Origin of the sequence: Caldicellulosiruptor diazotrophicus (assembly GCF_017347585.1) — a bacterium.
In the GTDB taxonomy this organism is placed as follows: domain Bacteria; phylum Bacillota; class Thermoanaerobacteria; order Caldicellulosiruptorales; family Caldicellulosiruptoraceae; genus Caldicellulosiruptor; species Caldicellulosiruptor diazotrophicus.
The window spans coordinates 2,097,408-2,114,299 of record NZ_AP024480.1; the positions used below are offsets into that span (position 1 = coordinate 2,097,408).

General features: G+C 34.6%; 14 protein-coding genes. 1 reads left to right on the forward strand and 13 read right to left on the reverse strand.

Annotation, left to right across the window (positions count from 1 at the left end; all coding sequences use genetic code 11):
* Positions 1 to 14: 14 nt before the first annotated feature.
* From CaldiYA01_RS10065 to CaldiYA01_RS10090, 6 genes are all read right to left on the reverse strand, one after another.
* The gene (locus tag CaldiYA01_RS10065; protein ID WP_207179300.1) at positions 15 to 3,488 is read right to left on the reverse strand and encodes an Ig-like domain-containing protein; all 3,474 of its coding nucleotides are present in this window, start codon (positions 3,486 to 3,488) and stop codon (positions 15 to 17) included.
* 160 nt (positions 3,489 to 3,648) lie between these two features.
* Entirely contained in the window at positions 3,649 to 4,419 is a 771-nt protein-coding gene (locus tag CaldiYA01_RS10070) for a SigB/SigF/SigG family RNA polymerase sigma factor (RefSeq protein WP_207179302.1), read from the reverse strand.
* A gap of 4 nt (positions 4,420 to 4,423) precedes the next feature.
* Positions 4,424 to 4,780: an ATP-binding protein gene (locus tag CaldiYA01_RS10075; RefSeq protein ID WP_207179304.1), complete on the reverse strand. Its 357-nt coding sequence runs from the start codon at positions 4,778 to 4,780 to the stop codon at positions 4,424 to 4,426.
* 17 nt (positions 4,781 to 4,797) lie between these two features.
* A complete protein-coding gene (locus CaldiYA01_RS10080) occupies positions 4,798 to 5,106 on the reverse strand; it encodes an STAS domain-containing protein (RefSeq protein ID WP_207179306.1) in 309 nt (102 codons plus the stop codon).
* Between the two features lie 51 nt (positions 5,107 to 5,157).
* On the reverse strand, positions 5,158 to 6,543 hold the full coding sequence (locus CaldiYA01_RS10085) for a hypothetical protein (RefSeq protein WP_207179309.1): 1,386 nt from the start codon (positions 6,541 to 6,543) through the stop codon (positions 5,158 to 5,160).
* On the reverse strand, positions 6,536 to 7,078 hold the full coding sequence (locus tag CaldiYA01_RS10090) for a sigma-70 family RNA polymerase sigma factor (protein WP_207179311.1): 543 nt from the start codon (positions 7,076 to 7,078) through the stop codon (positions 6,536 to 6,538). Before CaldiYA01_RS10090 ends, CaldiYA01_RS10085 begins: the two co-directional genes overlap by 8 nt.
* A gap of 160 nt (positions 7,079 to 7,238) precedes the next feature.
* On the opposite strand from CaldiYA01_RS10090, the gene CaldiYA01_RS10095 reads away from it, so the two are divergent.
* Positions 7,239 to 7,868 (forward strand): manganese efflux pump, encoded by a 630-nt coding sequence (locus CaldiYA01_RS10095; RefSeq protein ID WP_207179313.1) that lies wholly within the window; start codon positions 7,239 to 7,241, stop codon positions 7,866 to 7,868.
* Positions 7,869 to 7,927: 59 nt separating this feature from the next.
* Here the strand turns inward: CaldiYA01_RS10095 and pepV are convergent, their stop codons facing one another.
* Genes pepV through CaldiYA01_RS10130 form a run of 7 tightly spaced genes read right to left on the reverse strand, consistent with a single transcriptional unit; the run spans position 7,928 to position 16,891 of the window.
* Positions 7,928 to 9,319, reverse strand: a complete 1,392-nt coding sequence (gene pepV, locus CaldiYA01_RS10100) for a dipeptidase PepV (RefSeq protein WP_207179318.1) — start codon at positions 9,317 to 9,319, stop codon at positions 7,928 to 7,930.
* Positions 9,312 to 10,034, reverse strand: a complete 723-nt coding sequence (locus CaldiYA01_RS10105; protein WP_207179319.1) for an N-acetylmuramoyl-L-alanine amidase — start codon at positions 10,032 to 10,034, stop codon at positions 9,312 to 9,314. Before CaldiYA01_RS10105 ends, pepV begins: the two co-directional genes overlap by 8 nt.
* 41 nt (positions 10,035 to 10,075) lie before the next feature.
* Positions 10,076 to 10,777, reverse strand: a complete 702-nt coding sequence (locus tag CaldiYA01_RS10110) for a TVP38/TMEM64 family protein (RefSeq protein WP_207179322.1) — start codon at positions 10,775 to 10,777, stop codon at positions 10,076 to 10,078.
* Positions 10,778 to 10,796: 19 nt separating this feature from the next.
* The gene (locus CaldiYA01_RS10115; protein WP_207179324.1) at positions 10,797 to 12,587 is read right to left on the reverse strand and encodes an ASKHA domain-containing protein; all 1,791 of its coding nucleotides are present in this window, start codon (positions 12,585 to 12,587) and stop codon (positions 10,797 to 10,799) included.
* Position 12,588: 1 nt separating this feature from the next.
* Entirely contained in the window at positions 12,589 to 13,710 is a 1,122-nt protein-coding gene (gene ytvI / locus CaldiYA01_RS10120; RefSeq protein ID WP_207179327.1) for a sporulation integral membrane protein YtvI, read from the reverse strand.
* Positions 13,710 to 16,013: a peptidase U32 family protein gene (locus tag CaldiYA01_RS10125; protein ID WP_207179330.1), complete on the reverse strand. Its 2,304-nt coding sequence runs from the start codon at positions 16,011 to 16,013 to the stop codon at positions 13,710 to 13,712. Before CaldiYA01_RS10125 ends, ytvI begins: the two co-directional genes overlap by 1 nt.
* Positions 16,010 to 16,891 carry an alkaline phosphatase family protein gene (locus tag CaldiYA01_RS10130; RefSeq protein WP_207179339.1) on the reverse strand — a complete coding sequence of 294 codons (882 nt, stop codon included), beginning with the start codon at positions 16,889 to 16,891 and terminating at the stop codon, positions 16,010 to 16,012. The genes CaldiYA01_RS10125 and CaldiYA01_RS10130 overlap by 4 nt, the downstream gene beginning before the upstream one ends.
* Position 16,892: the final 1 nt, after the last annotated feature.

The window sequence follows — 16,892 nt, forward strand, 5'->3', positions numbered from 1 at the left end:
CCTTATTCTTTCCCCTATTTTCTCACCGCCTGGACTGACACTGAATTTCCCGCCAAGTCCTTCACATTTGGTGATATATTTACAATGCTTCCTGCCGGAAGCGGGTTTGTGAATGTAATTTCAACAACTCTGTTATCAGAAGACTTTACAAAGCTTACAATGCTGCCGCCTGCAATGCATGAGAAGTTTTGAGCAATTAGCGTTGAAGCATCCATAGGTTCAGAAAATGTGAGTTTGACTTTTCTTGTATCAGTCGAAGAAAACTCTGCTGTGACATCAGGTGAAGTCCTTTCTGTCACATGTTCAATAGTCTGAGTTTTTAACACAACAGAAGGATTTCCATTGTTATCTACTATTAAGTCTGGTCTCTTTATCTCCAAGCTTACCTTGCTGTCTACAATTCCCGGTTTTTTGACCTTCACATAAACTGTACCGTTTTGGATATAAGCTGTGTAATCAACGTCAGGAATTAAAGTAATACCTCCAACTTTTAGCTCAATTCCTGCAGCCAGCACTGTATTATTTATACCTGACAGAGCAAAAACTGGTTCATCAAATGTAATAGCTATTGTGTCTGATTGATTTCCACTTCCAACAGAAACACCTGTCTGCTGTGGACAGATTCTGTCTTTGAGTAATATCGAAGGATAAAAGTTAATATCAAGTGTTGGTGGAATTACAAGGCTCTGTTCAAACTGGTCTTTTATATTTGAATTCACTGTAAATATTTTCAGCTGTTCAGCATCTTGACCTGAATCATTTGTATCAGCCATAGCACTTGAAGTCAAAGAAATTGATGTTTTTAAAGTAATGGTCTTTTTGTCCTGAGAAATTGTATAACTTACAATTCCAAGACTGACAACTTTATCGTTGTCAGGATTTCCATTTAAACTTGAAGTCGAATATGCGTTTCTAAACATTATTGCTGCAGGGTCAAACGATGCAAAGATGTATCCATTCAAGCTTCTTATTTCAATTGTATTTTTGTCTACTGCAACAACTTCTATGTCTTGGGCAGATATCCCTCTAAAGTTTGCCGATACAGACACTGGCATTGCTATTGTAGCATTTGCTAAAAAGTTGCCTGCCTTGTCAGTGAGGGTAGGAGCTGCCAACTTGTCAACTACAGCTCCAGATTGACTCCACTTGCCAGGCAATGTATCGTCTGCCCCTGGAATTAAAAGAGTGATTCTGTCGCCGGTTGGTGAAATATAATCAATTTTTGCACCTTTGATACTCGAAAGTGGAATTGTTGCACTTGATGCCCCTACAAAATAACTACTCAAATTCTTTAGTTTTTCAACATCCATAGGTTCTGAGAAAAATATGTCTATTTTGTCCATATCCGAAGAAGAATCATACTTGGCAATTGCAGCAGTTATGGTTGGTGCAAGTGTGTCTTTTACATCTATCGCATATGTGCTATCGTCCATAACATTTTCCTTCACAGAGGTATCACAAATGCCTGAAATCTTCAAAAGATATCTTCCACCATTTATTGCTGCAAGTGTTGAAAACTCAACAGCAAACATTGAGTTATCTTCTTCTTTAAGCGGTTTTACGCTTTTTGCCAGAGCTTCTACTATCTGTGTACCATCTGCTGAAAGCAAAGAAAAACTTTGAACCTTGCCATCAGCATTCACGTTTTCAGTAAATGTTACCTTAATTATATTCCCATCCAAAACCTCGACACTCTTGACTGCCGGTTTTGTAGGATCATCCTGAGCTTTGGATGTAACTGAGACCCAATCTGATACCTTGTTGCCAAGAAGGTCTTCAACATATCGGAATCTCACTTCAAATGAAACAAGTGCCCTGCTATCTAGCTTTAATTGTGGATTTAACTGAATGTCAATCATTTTTTCATTTGAAAGAAGTGCTATTTTTGCGCCAATTGCATGGTTGGTACTGTCCTGTGCTTGGTAAACCTCATACTCACCTGTTGGAACCAAACCATTTAAGCTTCTTATCTCTTCATCAAATACAAGTCTTATTCGATTGTTTGAAACAAGGTCCAAGGACACAAGCTTTGGCGGATTTTTTTCAAGCATTGTTGTAAATGTAGTTTTAAAGTCAGGAGCTTTGTATCCTGCAAAGTCTTTCGCTTCTGTTATTTCAACTGTGTGATTCCCATCAGCAAGAGGATATAAAAGTTCAATGTCAATAGCATTTTCTTGAAGTTTAGGTATAAGTTTTGCATATGCATAACTTGAATCAATTCTTATATTTGCTCCAACCGAAGATAAATCACATACCTTGTAAGTATTTGCAGAATCAATATTCATAGGCTCAGAAAAAATAATCTTAAACCTTTTGCTATTTACCACCTTAAAATCCACAACCTTTGGCTGGATTGCATCAATAACTGTTAGCTCTTTTGTTATGCTTAAGATCTGTCCTGTTTCTGAAAGAAGGTTTGAAATCTCTACCATCAGCTTGTCAGTTTGATTTAATCTGCTTGGGAAGATTATACTCACAGTCTTAAAATCGCTCGAAATAATCTTTCCTATATCTGTAACTTCTTTGCCATTGACATAGATTTTTATCGGCAAGTTATCTTGCTGGCTCTTTGAAATGGCCTTTGTAAACTTCAAATCAATTTTCTTTAAACTCTCTATTTTGATATCCTCTGCAAAGGAAAAAGGCATTGTCTTTGCCACAAACTTTAAAGTTGTAGTTTGCCCTTTATAAAAAAGGGTGTACTCTTTTCCCTCTTGCTGGGCAGATGTTTTTATCTCAATAACCTTTTTGCTTGAGTCTGCAAACTTTGCATCCAAAACAGAAAGTCCTCCATCAAACGAAAAGTCAGATTTAACAATTGAAGAAAGCTCCTTATCAAATGTTACCTTTAAAGTTTGTAGGTCAATTATTTCAAGCCCGACAGGTTTTGCAGCTTTTAAGCTTTCGTTTAAAAATGCATTGTAAAGTATAACTGCCGTCTGGCCTCTTGTGACAAGCTTTCCTATCTCAATTTCGGATTCTATCCCATAAAAAATGTTCATCGAATATGCTTTCTGGATATAGTTTAGTGGCCACTTGCCTTTGAGCTCCGACTCCTTCACACCAAGTGCTCTTACAACTATAGCAGTTAACTCTTCAATTTTTAAGTACTGTTCTGGCTTGAAAGTACCATCTGTATACCCTGAAATCAATCCTATTGCCTTTGCTGCTTCTATGTAGCCAAGTCCCCAGTAATCTGTCTTAACATCTTTAAAAGAAGATTTTTTTTGATTTGCATAAAAATCAGCTAAAGGCTTTTTGCCAAGCAGAATGATAATCATTTTGGAAATCTCTGAACGTTTGAGAGGTTTGTCAAGATTCAAATTTCCTTTTGTGTCACCTGTCATTATTCCTTTTTGTTTTAAAACATGGGCTGCCTGCTGATAGTAAGAAAGGTTTTGAGAAAATGAAGTACTTACCAAAAAGCTTAACAGAAAACTCAGCAAGGTTAGAAAAGCAAAAAGTCTCTTACCCCATCTTTTTAACATTGCTGTTCTCTCCTTTGTTCAATATTTGTATTCCTTCACAGCATTTATATAAGGTATTATATCATGTTTTTTGGAAAATGTTTAGAAAAAGGAAGATAAAAAAGACTGCCGCGCAGGAAAAAATTGGGTTTTGTCCTCCACGGCAGTCTTGTATGTTTTTTTATTCCTCTTTTTTCTCTTCAATGAAATCCTTCAATTTCTTCAGCACCTTTTTTTCAAGCCGTGAAATGTACATCTGTGAAACGTTCATCTCCTCAGCAATTTCTTTTTGAGTCTTCTCTTCAAAAAATCGCTTTTGAACAAACTCTCTCTCAAAAGGTGAAAGCCTTTCAATTGCCTTCTTTACAGCTTCGACATTTTCTACCTGCAAGATGTTCTCATCGCTCTTGCCAAGAACATCCCCAAGCGTCATCTCTTCATCTTCATACATGGTCTGCTCTAAAGACTGAGGAAGATAGTTGTTAGAAGCTTCCATTATCTCTAAAACTTCTTCTGTGCTCATGTTAAGATGCTGAGCAATCTCTTCAACCTTCGGTGGTCTTTTTAATTTTGTAGAAAGCACTTCTGTTGCAAGTTTTATCTTCGCAGAGGTTTCATAGATTCTTCTTGGTAGTCTGATGATTGAAGCTCTATCCCTAAAATATCTTTTTATCTCACCCATTATGGTTGGGGTGGCAAAACTTGTGAATTTATAACCCTTGTTGGGTTCAAACCTCTCAACAGCATTTATAAGTGCAATACATGCCACCTGATAAAGGTCTTCATAGTCCAGTCCTCTTCCCACAAATTTTTTTGCTATAATCTCTGCTATATAAAGGTGCTTATTTACAAGTTCATTTCTAAGTTCAATGGCCTTAGTCTTTTGATATTCTTCGAAGAGTCTATCTATTTTTTCATCATCAATCTCTAATGTCCTTTTTTCATCAACCATCAAATCAGACCCCTCGATGATATTTTTTTAGCTTTACTCTATGACCATCCTCAGTCTTTTCAAACTCTGCTTCATCTATCAAAGTTTGAAGAATCATCTTCGCAAGCTCGTTATCTGTCAACACACCACCAGGCAAATCAATTTTTATGTCCAAAAACTCACTTGCAATGTTAAACTCAATAGATATTTTTCCTTTTAGCTTTTCTATCTCAAAAAGGTTAAAAACCTCTGATATGACCATTTTCAAATCTTCTATTGTTTCAAAATCAAAGCCTGCTCGCGCTGCTATCCCAGACAATGTTAGTCTTACTACAATAATATATTCAGCCTTAGGCGGAATTGTTAACATAATTTGGTCCATATTTGACTTTTTCCCCCTCATTCAATTCTGAACACCTTGTCAAGCCCAGTGATAGTGAAAACCTTTTTCACGTTGGGTTTTAAGTTCTTAAGAACAATGTTTGTACCTTTTTGCTTTGATTTTTTTAATGCACCAACAAATACCCCAAGGCCTGTTGAGTCTATATAACTTACATCATTCATATCAACAATGACGTCACTTGATGATGTATCAATCAATGAATATAGCTTGTCTTTCAATGTCGGTGAAGAAAATATATCAAGCTCACCTTTAAGCTCTATAACAACACCATTTTCAGAAATCTTTTCTTTTAAATCAAGGTTCATCATAAAAACCTCCGTAAACAATTTTGTAATCTTATTATATCATTTTAAACTCTACTTTTCCAACCAGTATATTTTGTTTTCATAAATGTAAATATATACTGGTATATAAAATTCTCCTGTTTTCTTATATACAATATCAATATCAGATGGGTCTATATCATTAAGATTATATGTTTTTTCAAATTCTTTTGCTGCCGTCTTTGTATCTATCATTTTTACACTCTTTAATATCGAAAAGCTTTTAAGATAAATCCTACCCCCAATAACATCTGCATTGTTTGAATAATCTATAAAACTGTCTACATCAAATATCCTGTATCCATCAAAATAAATGGCAATCTCCGCCCTGTAGCCCTCCTCTTTAGGAAAGATAGATATTTTGTAATTATTTATACCAAGTTTTTGTAAAATAAGGTCGGTCTTATTATAAACACTCTTGAAAACATCTTCTTGTGCTTGGTTTTCTGAGAACCGGGAAATTGAAACCTGCATATCGCTTTTGCCTACCACAAAATTAAAATAACCATCATATACATCAGCTTGAACAATATTTTTGGGAGTAAAATATACTTTTTCATACACACCAGATAAAACAATGCTTGATAAAACATCTAAAACATGTTCTTCATCTATTTTAAGTTCATCCTCTTTTAAAACATAAACACTTTGTAACACATTCTCATCTTGCTCTTTTACTATCATATCTTGCTTGTCTTTTTTAACCTCTTTACTCTGTTTTGTAACAATCGCAGATGTATCTGAAACTTCGTTTTTAGAATTTGAATAAAAATCTTTCTCTATGCTCTGCTTTGTTTTACTTTCAAAATCACCTTTAGTAATTTTAGGGTTTACAGTATTCCGAAAAGATACACTTGCATCTGAAACTTTTTTGTCTAAATTATTTTTTTCCTCATTTATAGAAGAACTTGGTTTTTTTTCGCTGTGAGATTTTTCAGCATCTGGTTTTCCTGAAAAAGATGTTGCAAATGCTTCTTTACTACTATTACTTGCCCTTTTAATATCATTTGAAGGTTGCTTTTTATCTGTACTTTGTGTCTGACTTTTCTCAACTCCATCACTTTTTTTCAAAGTTTCTTGTTTGTTGAAAAGACTGCTATTTTTATCATTGTTATCATTTTGTTTTGTCTCTTTTCTTGTACTTGCAACTTGTTGCTGAAAAACTTTTTCCATCTCTGTCTTTACTAACGAAGTGTCCTTAACATTTAATCTCATCAAATCAAGTTTTATTGATCCAAATGCAACAATGGCTAAAACTATACATGCTACAACCACTGTTGATATTCTCAAAAAAAACCTTCCTTTTTTTCTCTTATCATATTCTTTTAACAGCAAATCTTTTAATTCCTGTTTAAACTCTTTCCGATACTCCACTTTAAAAACCTCTTCAAAAATTCTGTCAAGTTTTTCATCATTCACTTTCATGCACCTCTTTTAAAAGCATTTCTTTGAGCGAATGCATTGCTCTGAAAAATAGGGCTCTTACAGCTACATCAGATTTATTTTTTATCTTCGCAATCTCATTAAATTTCATATTAGCACCATATCGTAAAATCACAACTTCTTGCTGGTCTTTTGTAAGCCTTTTAAGTGCATTTTTAATCTCATCTTTTTCAATTTTATCTAAAAGTTCGTCCTCAGGATTTTTCAACCATGAACTGTCCGAAATTTTCTCAATATCAACAAACTCTTTTTTGCTCCTGTAATAGTCATTTACAACATTCTGGGCAATACGGAATATCCATGCTGAAAATGAGCCATTTGCTTTCCATTCAAACCTGTCAAGCGACCTTAGCACTTTCATAAAGGTTTCGCTGGTCAGGTCCTCTGTAATAAGATGGTTGAATGTTCTGTAGTATATGTAAGAATAAATCTTGTCAAAATATATCTCATATAACTTTTCAAAGTACTTTTTATCCTTCTTTGCTCTTTCCACCAATTCTCTCTCATCCATTGTCTACTTTTAATCCCCTCTTGTTTATTTTTTATCACACACCTAAATTTTACTATATTTATTATAACGCGAAAAGCAAAAATTTCGTTTCGTTACCAAAATAACTTGTTTGCTCGTATAATAATAAAGACCAAAAGATGGTGGGTGCACAGATTTTAGAATGAATATATACCAGTTCTTTGTGGCAATCTTGTCACTTAATATTGACGCACTTTTCTTTGGAGTTGCATTTGGTACAAAAGGAATTAAAATCCTGACAAAATCAAAATTGATAATCTTTTTTACATCTACGATCATCACCACAGTTTCGTTCTTCATGGGAAAATGGTTCGGTAATTTTCTTGAACCACAACTTTCTTCACACTTAGGTGCTGTTTTTATGATAATAATCGGTATAGCATTTGTAATTAGAACACTGATTGAGAAGAAGAACAACACCCCTCTACCTAAGACACTTGTTAGTTTTTCATTGAAATCGCTCGGACTAACGGTAAAAGTAATAAAAGAACCGCTGCTGTCTGACTTTGACAGCTCAGGCACAATAGAACCGGTAGAAGCATTCCTGGTTGCTCTTGCGCTTTCGTTTGACAGTCTCTCAGCTTCATTCTCGTTTGGTCTTTCAAACCTTGCAAACATAGGACAAATACTTCTCATACCAGTCTTCCAATTTGTGGCTATTTCTTTAGGAAATGTTTTTACCTGCTTTTTCAAAATTTTTAGAAAATTCCTTATTACCAATTACATCCCAGGAATTGTTCTGATTCTTCTTGGAATTTACAATCTATTTTAAAAAGACAAAGAGGCTGAAAAGTCCTGTGCATACCAAGACTACAGCCTCTTTGCTTTTTACTATTCTTTTGCAAGCCTGTAAATAGCATTCGCATAGATTTTGCTACAAAGGATTAGCCTATCTATAAAGATATATTCATCTTTTTGGTGGGCAACCTCTTCATCACCTGGCATATTTGGTCCAAAAGCAACCACATTTTTTGCCCACCTTGCGTATGTTCCACCGCCAATCACAAGCGGCTGTGTATCGTCATTTGTAAATTCTCTGTAAACCTCAATCAAAGTCCTGATTAAAAAGTGGTCAGATTCAAAATAAAGTGGAGGAACGTTTGTCACCAAACGATATTCAATATTATGATCCTGCAGCACTTTCTTTACTTTATTTTCTATCTCCTCATATGAGGTGTCAACTGGATAGCGAACATTTATTGTAAGGATAACTCTTCCTTTTTCTTTGCGTATTACCCCTGCGTTTAATACGAGCTTTCCTGATTTTTCATCCTCAAATCCAATTGAGAGTTTCTCGCCAAATACGTCAAATCCAATGTGATTATTGTAAAAGTCAATAAATCTTCTAAACTCATCTTCTTTCGCCCAAAGCTCATCTAAGATATTAAACATATACGATATAGCATTTTCACCTTTAAAAGGCAGGCTTCCGTGAGCAGATACTCCCCTTGTAATTATAAATGTCTTACCAGCTTCTTCAAAAACCTCAGCCTTATCACTTAGCCCTTTTTTAACAATAATTTCTTTAGCTTTCTTAACATCAAAACTACCTTCGAACCTGCACCTGTCAGGCACCATGTTAGGCCGCTGTCCACCTTCAATCTCAAATGTATCTTTCACATCTTTTGCCAGCTCAAACACCAGAAAACCTTTTTCACCTTGAATGACAGGAAAATCCGCATCCGGAGTAAAACCAACAGTTGGATATTTTGCTCTTTCAAAATAATACTGAAGACACTTAGAGCCACCCTCTTCGTTTGTACCAAAAACAAACCTTAGCTTTCTTTTAAGAGAAATCTTCTTTTCTTCGGCAAGTTTTTTAACCACATACATGCCATAAAGAGCTGCCACAGTTGGACCTTTGTCATCAACCGCACCGCGTCCAAAAATTTTACCGTCCTTTATAACTCCTTCATAAGGTGGTACACTCCATCCTTCCCCTTCGGGTACAACATCTAAATGACCTATAACACTCACATCCTCATTCTGATTCCCATAGAAAGCTTCAAGCGCATATCCATCATAATTTTTTGTTTCAAATCCTAATCTTTTGCAAAGATTTTCACACGTAAGTAGCGCATCGTTTATTCCCTTACCAAACGGCATATTAGGTGCAGGTGTATCCTCAACACTTCTGATTTTTATAAGCTGTAAAGTAGCATTTACTATTTCATCTTTTAAATTTTCAATCTCTTTGTCTATCAATGCTTTTACTTCATCCACTTTTTTCCATCTCCTTTTTTTGGTCTAAATAGTTTAAAACTCCTTTCAATATTGAGTATGAAAGCCAATCCTGATACTGCTGGCTTTGAAGCAAAGATAGCTCCATCTTGTTTGACATAAAACCACATTCCACCAATATAGCAGGAATTTTGAGGTTTTTTAGGATATACACATCTATTGGTTTTGGCTGTCGTCTATTTACAAGTCCATTTGGCATATATCTTAGCTCATTTTGAACAAACAAAGCAAGTTTTTTCGCCTCTTCATTTGACTTGTCATAAAACACTTGAGCACCAAAGTACTTGCTCACTGGAAAGCTGTTTAAATGAATAGAAATAAAAATCTGAGGATTATTTTCTAAAACAATCTCTTTTCTCTTTTTCAGGTCATGCGCCTTTTTATCATATTCGCTCAAATCGTCTTCTGTTGAACGTGTAAGAAGAACCTTAAAGCCAAACATCTCAAAATATCCCTTCAATTTTCTCGCAATCTGAAGGTTTATCACAGATTCTTTTATATCACCGCTCACTGCACCCGGGTCAAAACCACCGTGTCCAGGGTCAATAATAATTAGATTTCGTGTTTGATAATTATTTTCGCTAAATATCTCAGCAATTTTTGAAATATTGGTATTCAAAAATAAAAAAACTTTAAAAACTATAAAAGTTAAAATTGCCACGTAAACTGAAAATAGCTTTACTTTTTTATTTTTCAACTCCTTATGCCTTCCTTTATCTTTATCTCCTATTTTCATAATTAAATTTTATGCTCATCCTCTTCTTCTTTATCATTCTGCAAAAATTCTTTTATTGTCTTTGCAAAAAGAACTGGCGTGAGGGATATAACAATCACCAAACACAAGCTCAAATAAAATCCTTTAGAAAACGGTCTTAAGATATTTTCACCAAGATAAGCATACAAAAAACATGCAGGTACTGTTCCAATAAAGGTGGCAAGTATAAAGTCTCTGTACCTTATCTTTGAAAGACCACATATATAGTTTATAGCGTCATAAGGGAGGATAGGCACAAGCCTCAAAAGTAGTATGATTAAAAAACCTTTCTGGGCTATCTTCTTGCTAACATTAGAAAACTTTGTGTTTTTTAACTTTTTTTGTACATAGTCTTTACCAAAATACCTTGCAAACACAAAGCCAATGGTAGATGAAAGAAGAGTACCTACAATTAAAATAAGTGAACCTAGTAATGTGCCAAATGAAAGTCCTGCCGCCAGCATAAATACTCCGGCAGGAATAAATATCACAAAAGATTTTACTGAGTATAGAATTAAAAATGCAATCGGTGACCAAACACCAAAATGGGTAATATACTGTTTTATAAACTTGGGATTTAGCTGATGTTGTTTTTCAGCATATATAAGAGCAAATATGGAAAGTACCATGATAAAGATAAATATCCACAATTTTATTTTATCTTTCACTCTTATTTCTTCAACCATTTTGATTTTAATCACCCTCTTAGCTGAGGTTCTCAAATATCATACTTTCCATAAAAAATTTGTTAAATTCTGCAGAATTTGAAAGTTCTATATAATTTACTTTCTTTACTATCTCCTGTGCTTCAAACTCCATTTTTTTACTTAAAAGTACAAGTAAAGCTCCCGCACCAGCACTGTTTCCAACAAGAATTATCTTGTTTTGCAATTTTTTGGGGATGATACCAATTTCAACGGCTGACCATGGATTTATGTAATTTCCAAAACCACCAGCTAAATACACATTTTCTATATCATCTTCAGTAATTTTTGCATATTCAATCATTGTCTTTATCCCAGCTGAGATTGCTGCTTTTGCAAGCTGAATTTCTCTTATATCTCTTTGAGTTATATAAACTGAGTCGGTGATAAAAAAAGCTTGCTGATTGTTTACTTGTTTTATGTATGATTTATAAACATTATTTTTATCGCAAAACCTGCCAGTTTCATCTATTATAGCTTCTTTCAGCATATAAGCAATGACATCCACTACTCCAGAACCACAAATTCCAACTGGCTGTTTTGATCCTATTGTGGTAAAATGTACTTTGCCATTCTCTATTTTAACACTGTCAATTGCACCTTCCACTGCGCCCATCCCGCACGAGATGTTAACACCTTCAAATGCAGGCCCTGCGGCAGTTGAACATGCAAGCATAAAGCTACTACTACCAAGCACCATCTCACCGTTTGTCCCAAGGTCCAAAAGAAGAGAAACCTTGGGACTCTTATGCAATTTTGTTGAGAGTATTCCCGCAACAATATCTGATCCAACATATGCTGAGATGCTGCTTAAAATCTCAATAGCACCTGCAGGATTTATTTCAAGCCCCAAGTCATTCGGTTTTGCATAAACACTTTCAGTAAAAACTGGAACAAAAGGGGAAACAGCAATTGTCTGAGGGTCAACTCCTAAAAGAAGGTGTAGCATTGTTGGGTTACCAACAAAAACTATGCGAAGAATATCATCTTGAGAGATATAGTTTCTACTAGTAAGAATTTGAATTGATTCATTTAATGCTTTTATAATCTCGTTTTGAAGAATAAAAAGCCCTTCTTCTTTTTCCTTTGCAAAATCTATCCGGGAGATGACATCTGCACCAAATTTTTTTTGTGGATTTATAAAAGAGTAAAAATCTACTACTTCTTTTTTAACCATATCAACAAGATAACAAACAACAGTAGTTGTTCCAACATCCACAGCAAGACCAAATGCCAAGGAAGAATTTTTCACATCCACAACCTCATCTGAATATATAATTGCATAAAACTCCTGTTCTTTTAGTCTTGCAAGCTTTTGTAAGGTTCTTGGCAAGATTTTTAGATTGCAATCACCTATAGCCTCTTTCAGTCTCAATTCATAGCTCTTTTGATCATCTAAGGAAGGTGGCTGCAAAACTACCTTTTTTACAATTATATTATCTTCACGCTCAAAATCATTCAAGGTAAAATGTGAAAGTATATTTGTCTTTTCAGAAGATTTTTTCAAAAAGACATCTAAATCTTCACTAATCTCTACTCTGCATGCAAGTCGAACACCACTTGATATCTCATCTTCTCTCAGGTGTCTTTTCTCTTCTTGCGTAAGATTTTCTAAATAAGGTTTTTGACCCTTTTTAACTCTCACTTTGCACTTTCCACATACACCTTTTCCACCACAGCTTGCTTCAATGTCAAATGAATTTTTTTGTAGTACATCCAACAGATTTGAGCACTTTTGTACTTCTATCTCTACAACAATCTCATTTTTTGCGTAAACTCTTACAACTGGCATTTTATACACTTTCACTCCTTTTTGACAAAAAAAGATTTTCTCTTACCTTTTTAATTGCACCTGTCTCATACACTGCTTTCAAAAACACAACCAAAAGCGGACCTATCACAAATCCCCACGCGCCAAACACTTCAACACCTGCATAGATAGAGACAAGTGTTGTAAATGTTGAAATCCCTACTTGACTTGCAACAATCTTGATAGACGCAAATTCTCGAATACCTAAAATTATCAGATAAACAACCAAAAGTTTGATTCCAAAATTAGTGTCTCCAGCTATAAAACTGCCTGCGATCCACGGAAGTAATATTATGCCTGATCCTATGATTGGAATTATACTCAACAGCCCCAGAAGAAGGCTTACCACCAAAAAGTAAGGCGCCTTTATTATAGAAAGTCCTACAAGTCCTGAGAGAAACATTAAAATTGCCAAAATTATCTGAGATTTTGCATAGTCTACAACAGAGTCTATAACTTTAAAAGCAATTGAAGAAAGTTCTCTGTAAAGCTGGACTGAAAAATTTTGAATTAGCCATGCTCTCATTTTGTGTCTGTCGCGCATAAAGAAAAAGGCTGATAAGATAGAAAAAAACCATACAGTGATACCTTTTAAGGTTGCAGGTATAACTTTTATTACCTTTAAACTCATTGTGGCAATCTGGTTGAGTACATTTGTGAGCTCATCAACACCAGATTGAATGAAATTCACAATAGGTCCTGGCAATCCTGAATATATATTTTTTACACTTGCAAAGAGCTTATCCAAAGTATGGTAGATTTTGTCATAATCAATGTTTTGAAGGCTTGTAACTAAACTCATACACTCATTTACAAGAATATATATGCCCTCGGCAAGCATAAAACCAAGTATTATGTTCAAAACAATCAGTATAAGAATTGCAGAGATTGTCCTGCTTACCTTTCTTTTTTCCAAGTATTTTAAAAGCGGTTCAGACACCTCTGCAATAAAAAGTCCAATAATAACCGGAATGAAAGCTTTTATCACAAACCTCACAAAAAGGTCAAATGTCTTTATTAAATATGCACACGAAAAGATAAATGCGCTAATCAGGATGACATAAATCATAGCAACCACAAACCGGTTTTTTGTAAACTCTTTCATCATGGCAAATAATACCCCTTTGTAATTTTTAGACCAATCTCTTTGTTATCAAAATATCCTTTCAAAGCTTTCTCCATTTCTTTTTTATTCATGCCTGTAAAGTCAATCCTTAACACATCAGCCGGTACATCCTTGTCGTTTATATACAAAAATGCAGGGTTTAAAATTTCGTTTTTCCCATGCTGAGTTTTTATGAGTTTTAAAAGCTCACCGTTTCTGTCTTGCAAATATTCTCCCCTTTCAAAAAATTTAAGCCTGTTTATCATCAGAGGAATTCTACCAAAGACAATTACTTCTATCTCACTTTCTTGTGCGTTTTTGTAAATTTCTATAATTCTTGTTTTAGATAGCTCAACCGAAAGACAGATTCTTTTGCCACCAAGAAGTTCTAAAAATTTAAATGATGCAGAGTTGGTAATGTTTAAACTAAAATCAAAATAAATCTCAAAATGATTTTTAAATATCTCATACTGTCCAAGGTTTCTTACCAAAACTTTCTTTATACCTTTTTCTTTTATCTTCTCAACTTCAACCTTTTTCAAATCTTCATCGTGTGTTATTCTGTCAAAATAAGCAACCATGTTGTCATCTGTTTCCATATCAAAGATTACATTGTAAGGCACATAGATTTCATAGCTTGAAAGACTTAGCGTCTCACACCACTTTTTAAGCTTTTCAAGTTGCCAAAGTGAATCTACCATGAAAGAAAACCTGTAACTCTTATTAAATGACCTTACACCACCATCACCAAGATACCTTGAAATTTCAATATCTTGTTTTATACTTCTTTTGCAAGAGTTAATTATCTTTTGAGAAAGTTTTTCAATCAACACCTTTCTTAGCCTGTTTAGCTCTGAAACCTTCACAAAACAGCCATCTTCAATATGCACATCAAAATTTCCCATCTCAAAAATTGTTCCACCCAGTTTTGAAAAGCTGTTAATTACAGCAGCAGATGTAAGCTTTTTCTCTTTTGCCTGCTGAACAACTCCCCCCTCCTCTTCTACCTCAAATCCATCACTTTTTGCTAAAGCTTTTATCCTTTTCCCTTTTTCTATCCATACCTTGAAATCGACCTTCCTAAATTTTTTCTCCATCTTCAGATCTTTTTCTATCTCTTTTTCATATTCTTTACTTCTTACAATAAACACTTGACCCTGTGAAAATTCTTTCAATCTCTTTTTTCTCTCAAAATCAACTTTCACCTCAAATCTTTCGTCATCTTTCTTAACAATATTGTTATTTATTTCAAGAAGAATCTCTTCAAAATTTTTGTTTCTAAAAGAAATTACATCGCCGTTTGAAAGGTTATATGAAGTCTGCAAAAAAAGTTTTTCATTCTCAAAATAAAATTTTCCAATAAAAAGCCCTGTATTGTTAGGCGCTTTTTTGAAGATTATGCTGTCTATATCAGTATTTTCTAAATATCCAGTACTAAAGTTCCCCCTGTTGAAAACAAGCAAGAGTTTTCGACTATCAGTGCTGTCGATTGTTATTGTACCTTTTTCGTAATACATATCAATATATTTTCTATAGATTGAGCTCACAGTGTACACATAATATTGGTCCTTTAATCTTCCCTCTATCTTGAAAGAGTCAACTCCTGCTTCAATTAGCTTATCTACGTTTTCCAAAAGACAAATGTCCTTTGGTGAAAGAAGATATCCTTCATCAATTTCTTTTTTCTCCTTACCTAAAAGCTTATAATAAAGCCTGCAAGGCTGGGCACACTGCCCTCTGTTGCCACTTCTTTTGAAAATTATGCTTGAAAAAAGGCACTGACCAGAATATGAAATACACAAAGCTCCATGCACAAAAACCTCAAGTTCAATATTACTTTGCTGTCTTATGTTTTTTATCTCATCTATTGAGAGCTCTCTTGAGAGTATAACTCTCTTTACTCCTAAGCCTTCCAAAAACTTTACCTGAGCCAAGTTATGAACCGTCATCTGTGTACTTGCATGAACAGGCATACCCGGAAACTCTTTTAAAATAATAAAGAGTAGACCCAAATCCTGCACAATTACAGCATCAATTCCTTCCTTGTATGCAAATTCTACAAGATTTATAGCTTTGTGCATCTCATCATTGTAAATTAAGGTATTTATTGTAAGATATATCTTTTTTCTTCTCTCATGACAAAAATCTATGGCTTTTTTGAGCTCATCTTCTGAAAAATTCTTTGCATACGCCCTTGCTGAAAACTCTTTTGCACCAACATACACGCTGTCAGCCCCAGCTTTTATGGCTGCAACTAATTCTTCAAATCCGCCTGCTGGTGATAATAGCTCTACCTTTTTCATTCTTCTTTGTCATCCCTCTGCGTTCTTATTTCGAAGTATTTTAAAATACTGCTATAAATCTGTTCAATTGACTCAATAGCGAAGATTTCTTTTTTATTTCCATATGCTAAAAAAGGTACTTTATTTTTTGTATGTGTCTTTGTTGACAAATCTTCTATGTTACCGTGGTCAGATGTCACAACAAGACAAGCATCCTTAGGAAGATTCTCAATTAAGCTGATTATAAACTCATCTAAAAGTTTTAAAAGTTCTAAAGCTTTTTCCATGTCACATGAGTGTCCTATGATGTCCGTTTTAAAATGTTCAAACAGAACAAAATTATTTTTCTGTAGTATATTCAAAAGATTTTCAGCTGCTTTTTCAGGGGAAAAAACTGGTACTTTATATCCACTTTCAATTAAGACTTGATTTGTGATGTCAAAATATACCCCTTCAGACTTCAAAAGGTCTCCCACTGTTTTGAACCTTATGCCTGCCGTTAAAGCCATATAACTTGTCACAGACATCTTAAAATTCTTGTCATTTAATATCTTTTGCAAATACTCGTTTCTGTAAACATTTGCAAAGTCTACTTTCAAACCGTGCCGGGAAAGAGTAGTAAAGATATTTTGTTTGTCAATTATTTTCTTGAGGCTTAGCGTAATCTGCCCATTGATATGAAACCCTACCTCCTTTGCTGCGTTTATGCCTGAATAGATTGTAACCTGGCCTGTGGCACTTTGCGGCAGACCTTCAACACCGAGCGTTGCGTCCAAAAACAAGACATTGCCTTCTTTCAAAAATATTTCATATGCTTTTGGATGATAATAAAAAAAGGGGTTAACTTCACTTTTCTCCCCTTTTCCAACACCGTCCAAAAATACAAAAAGCATTTTCATT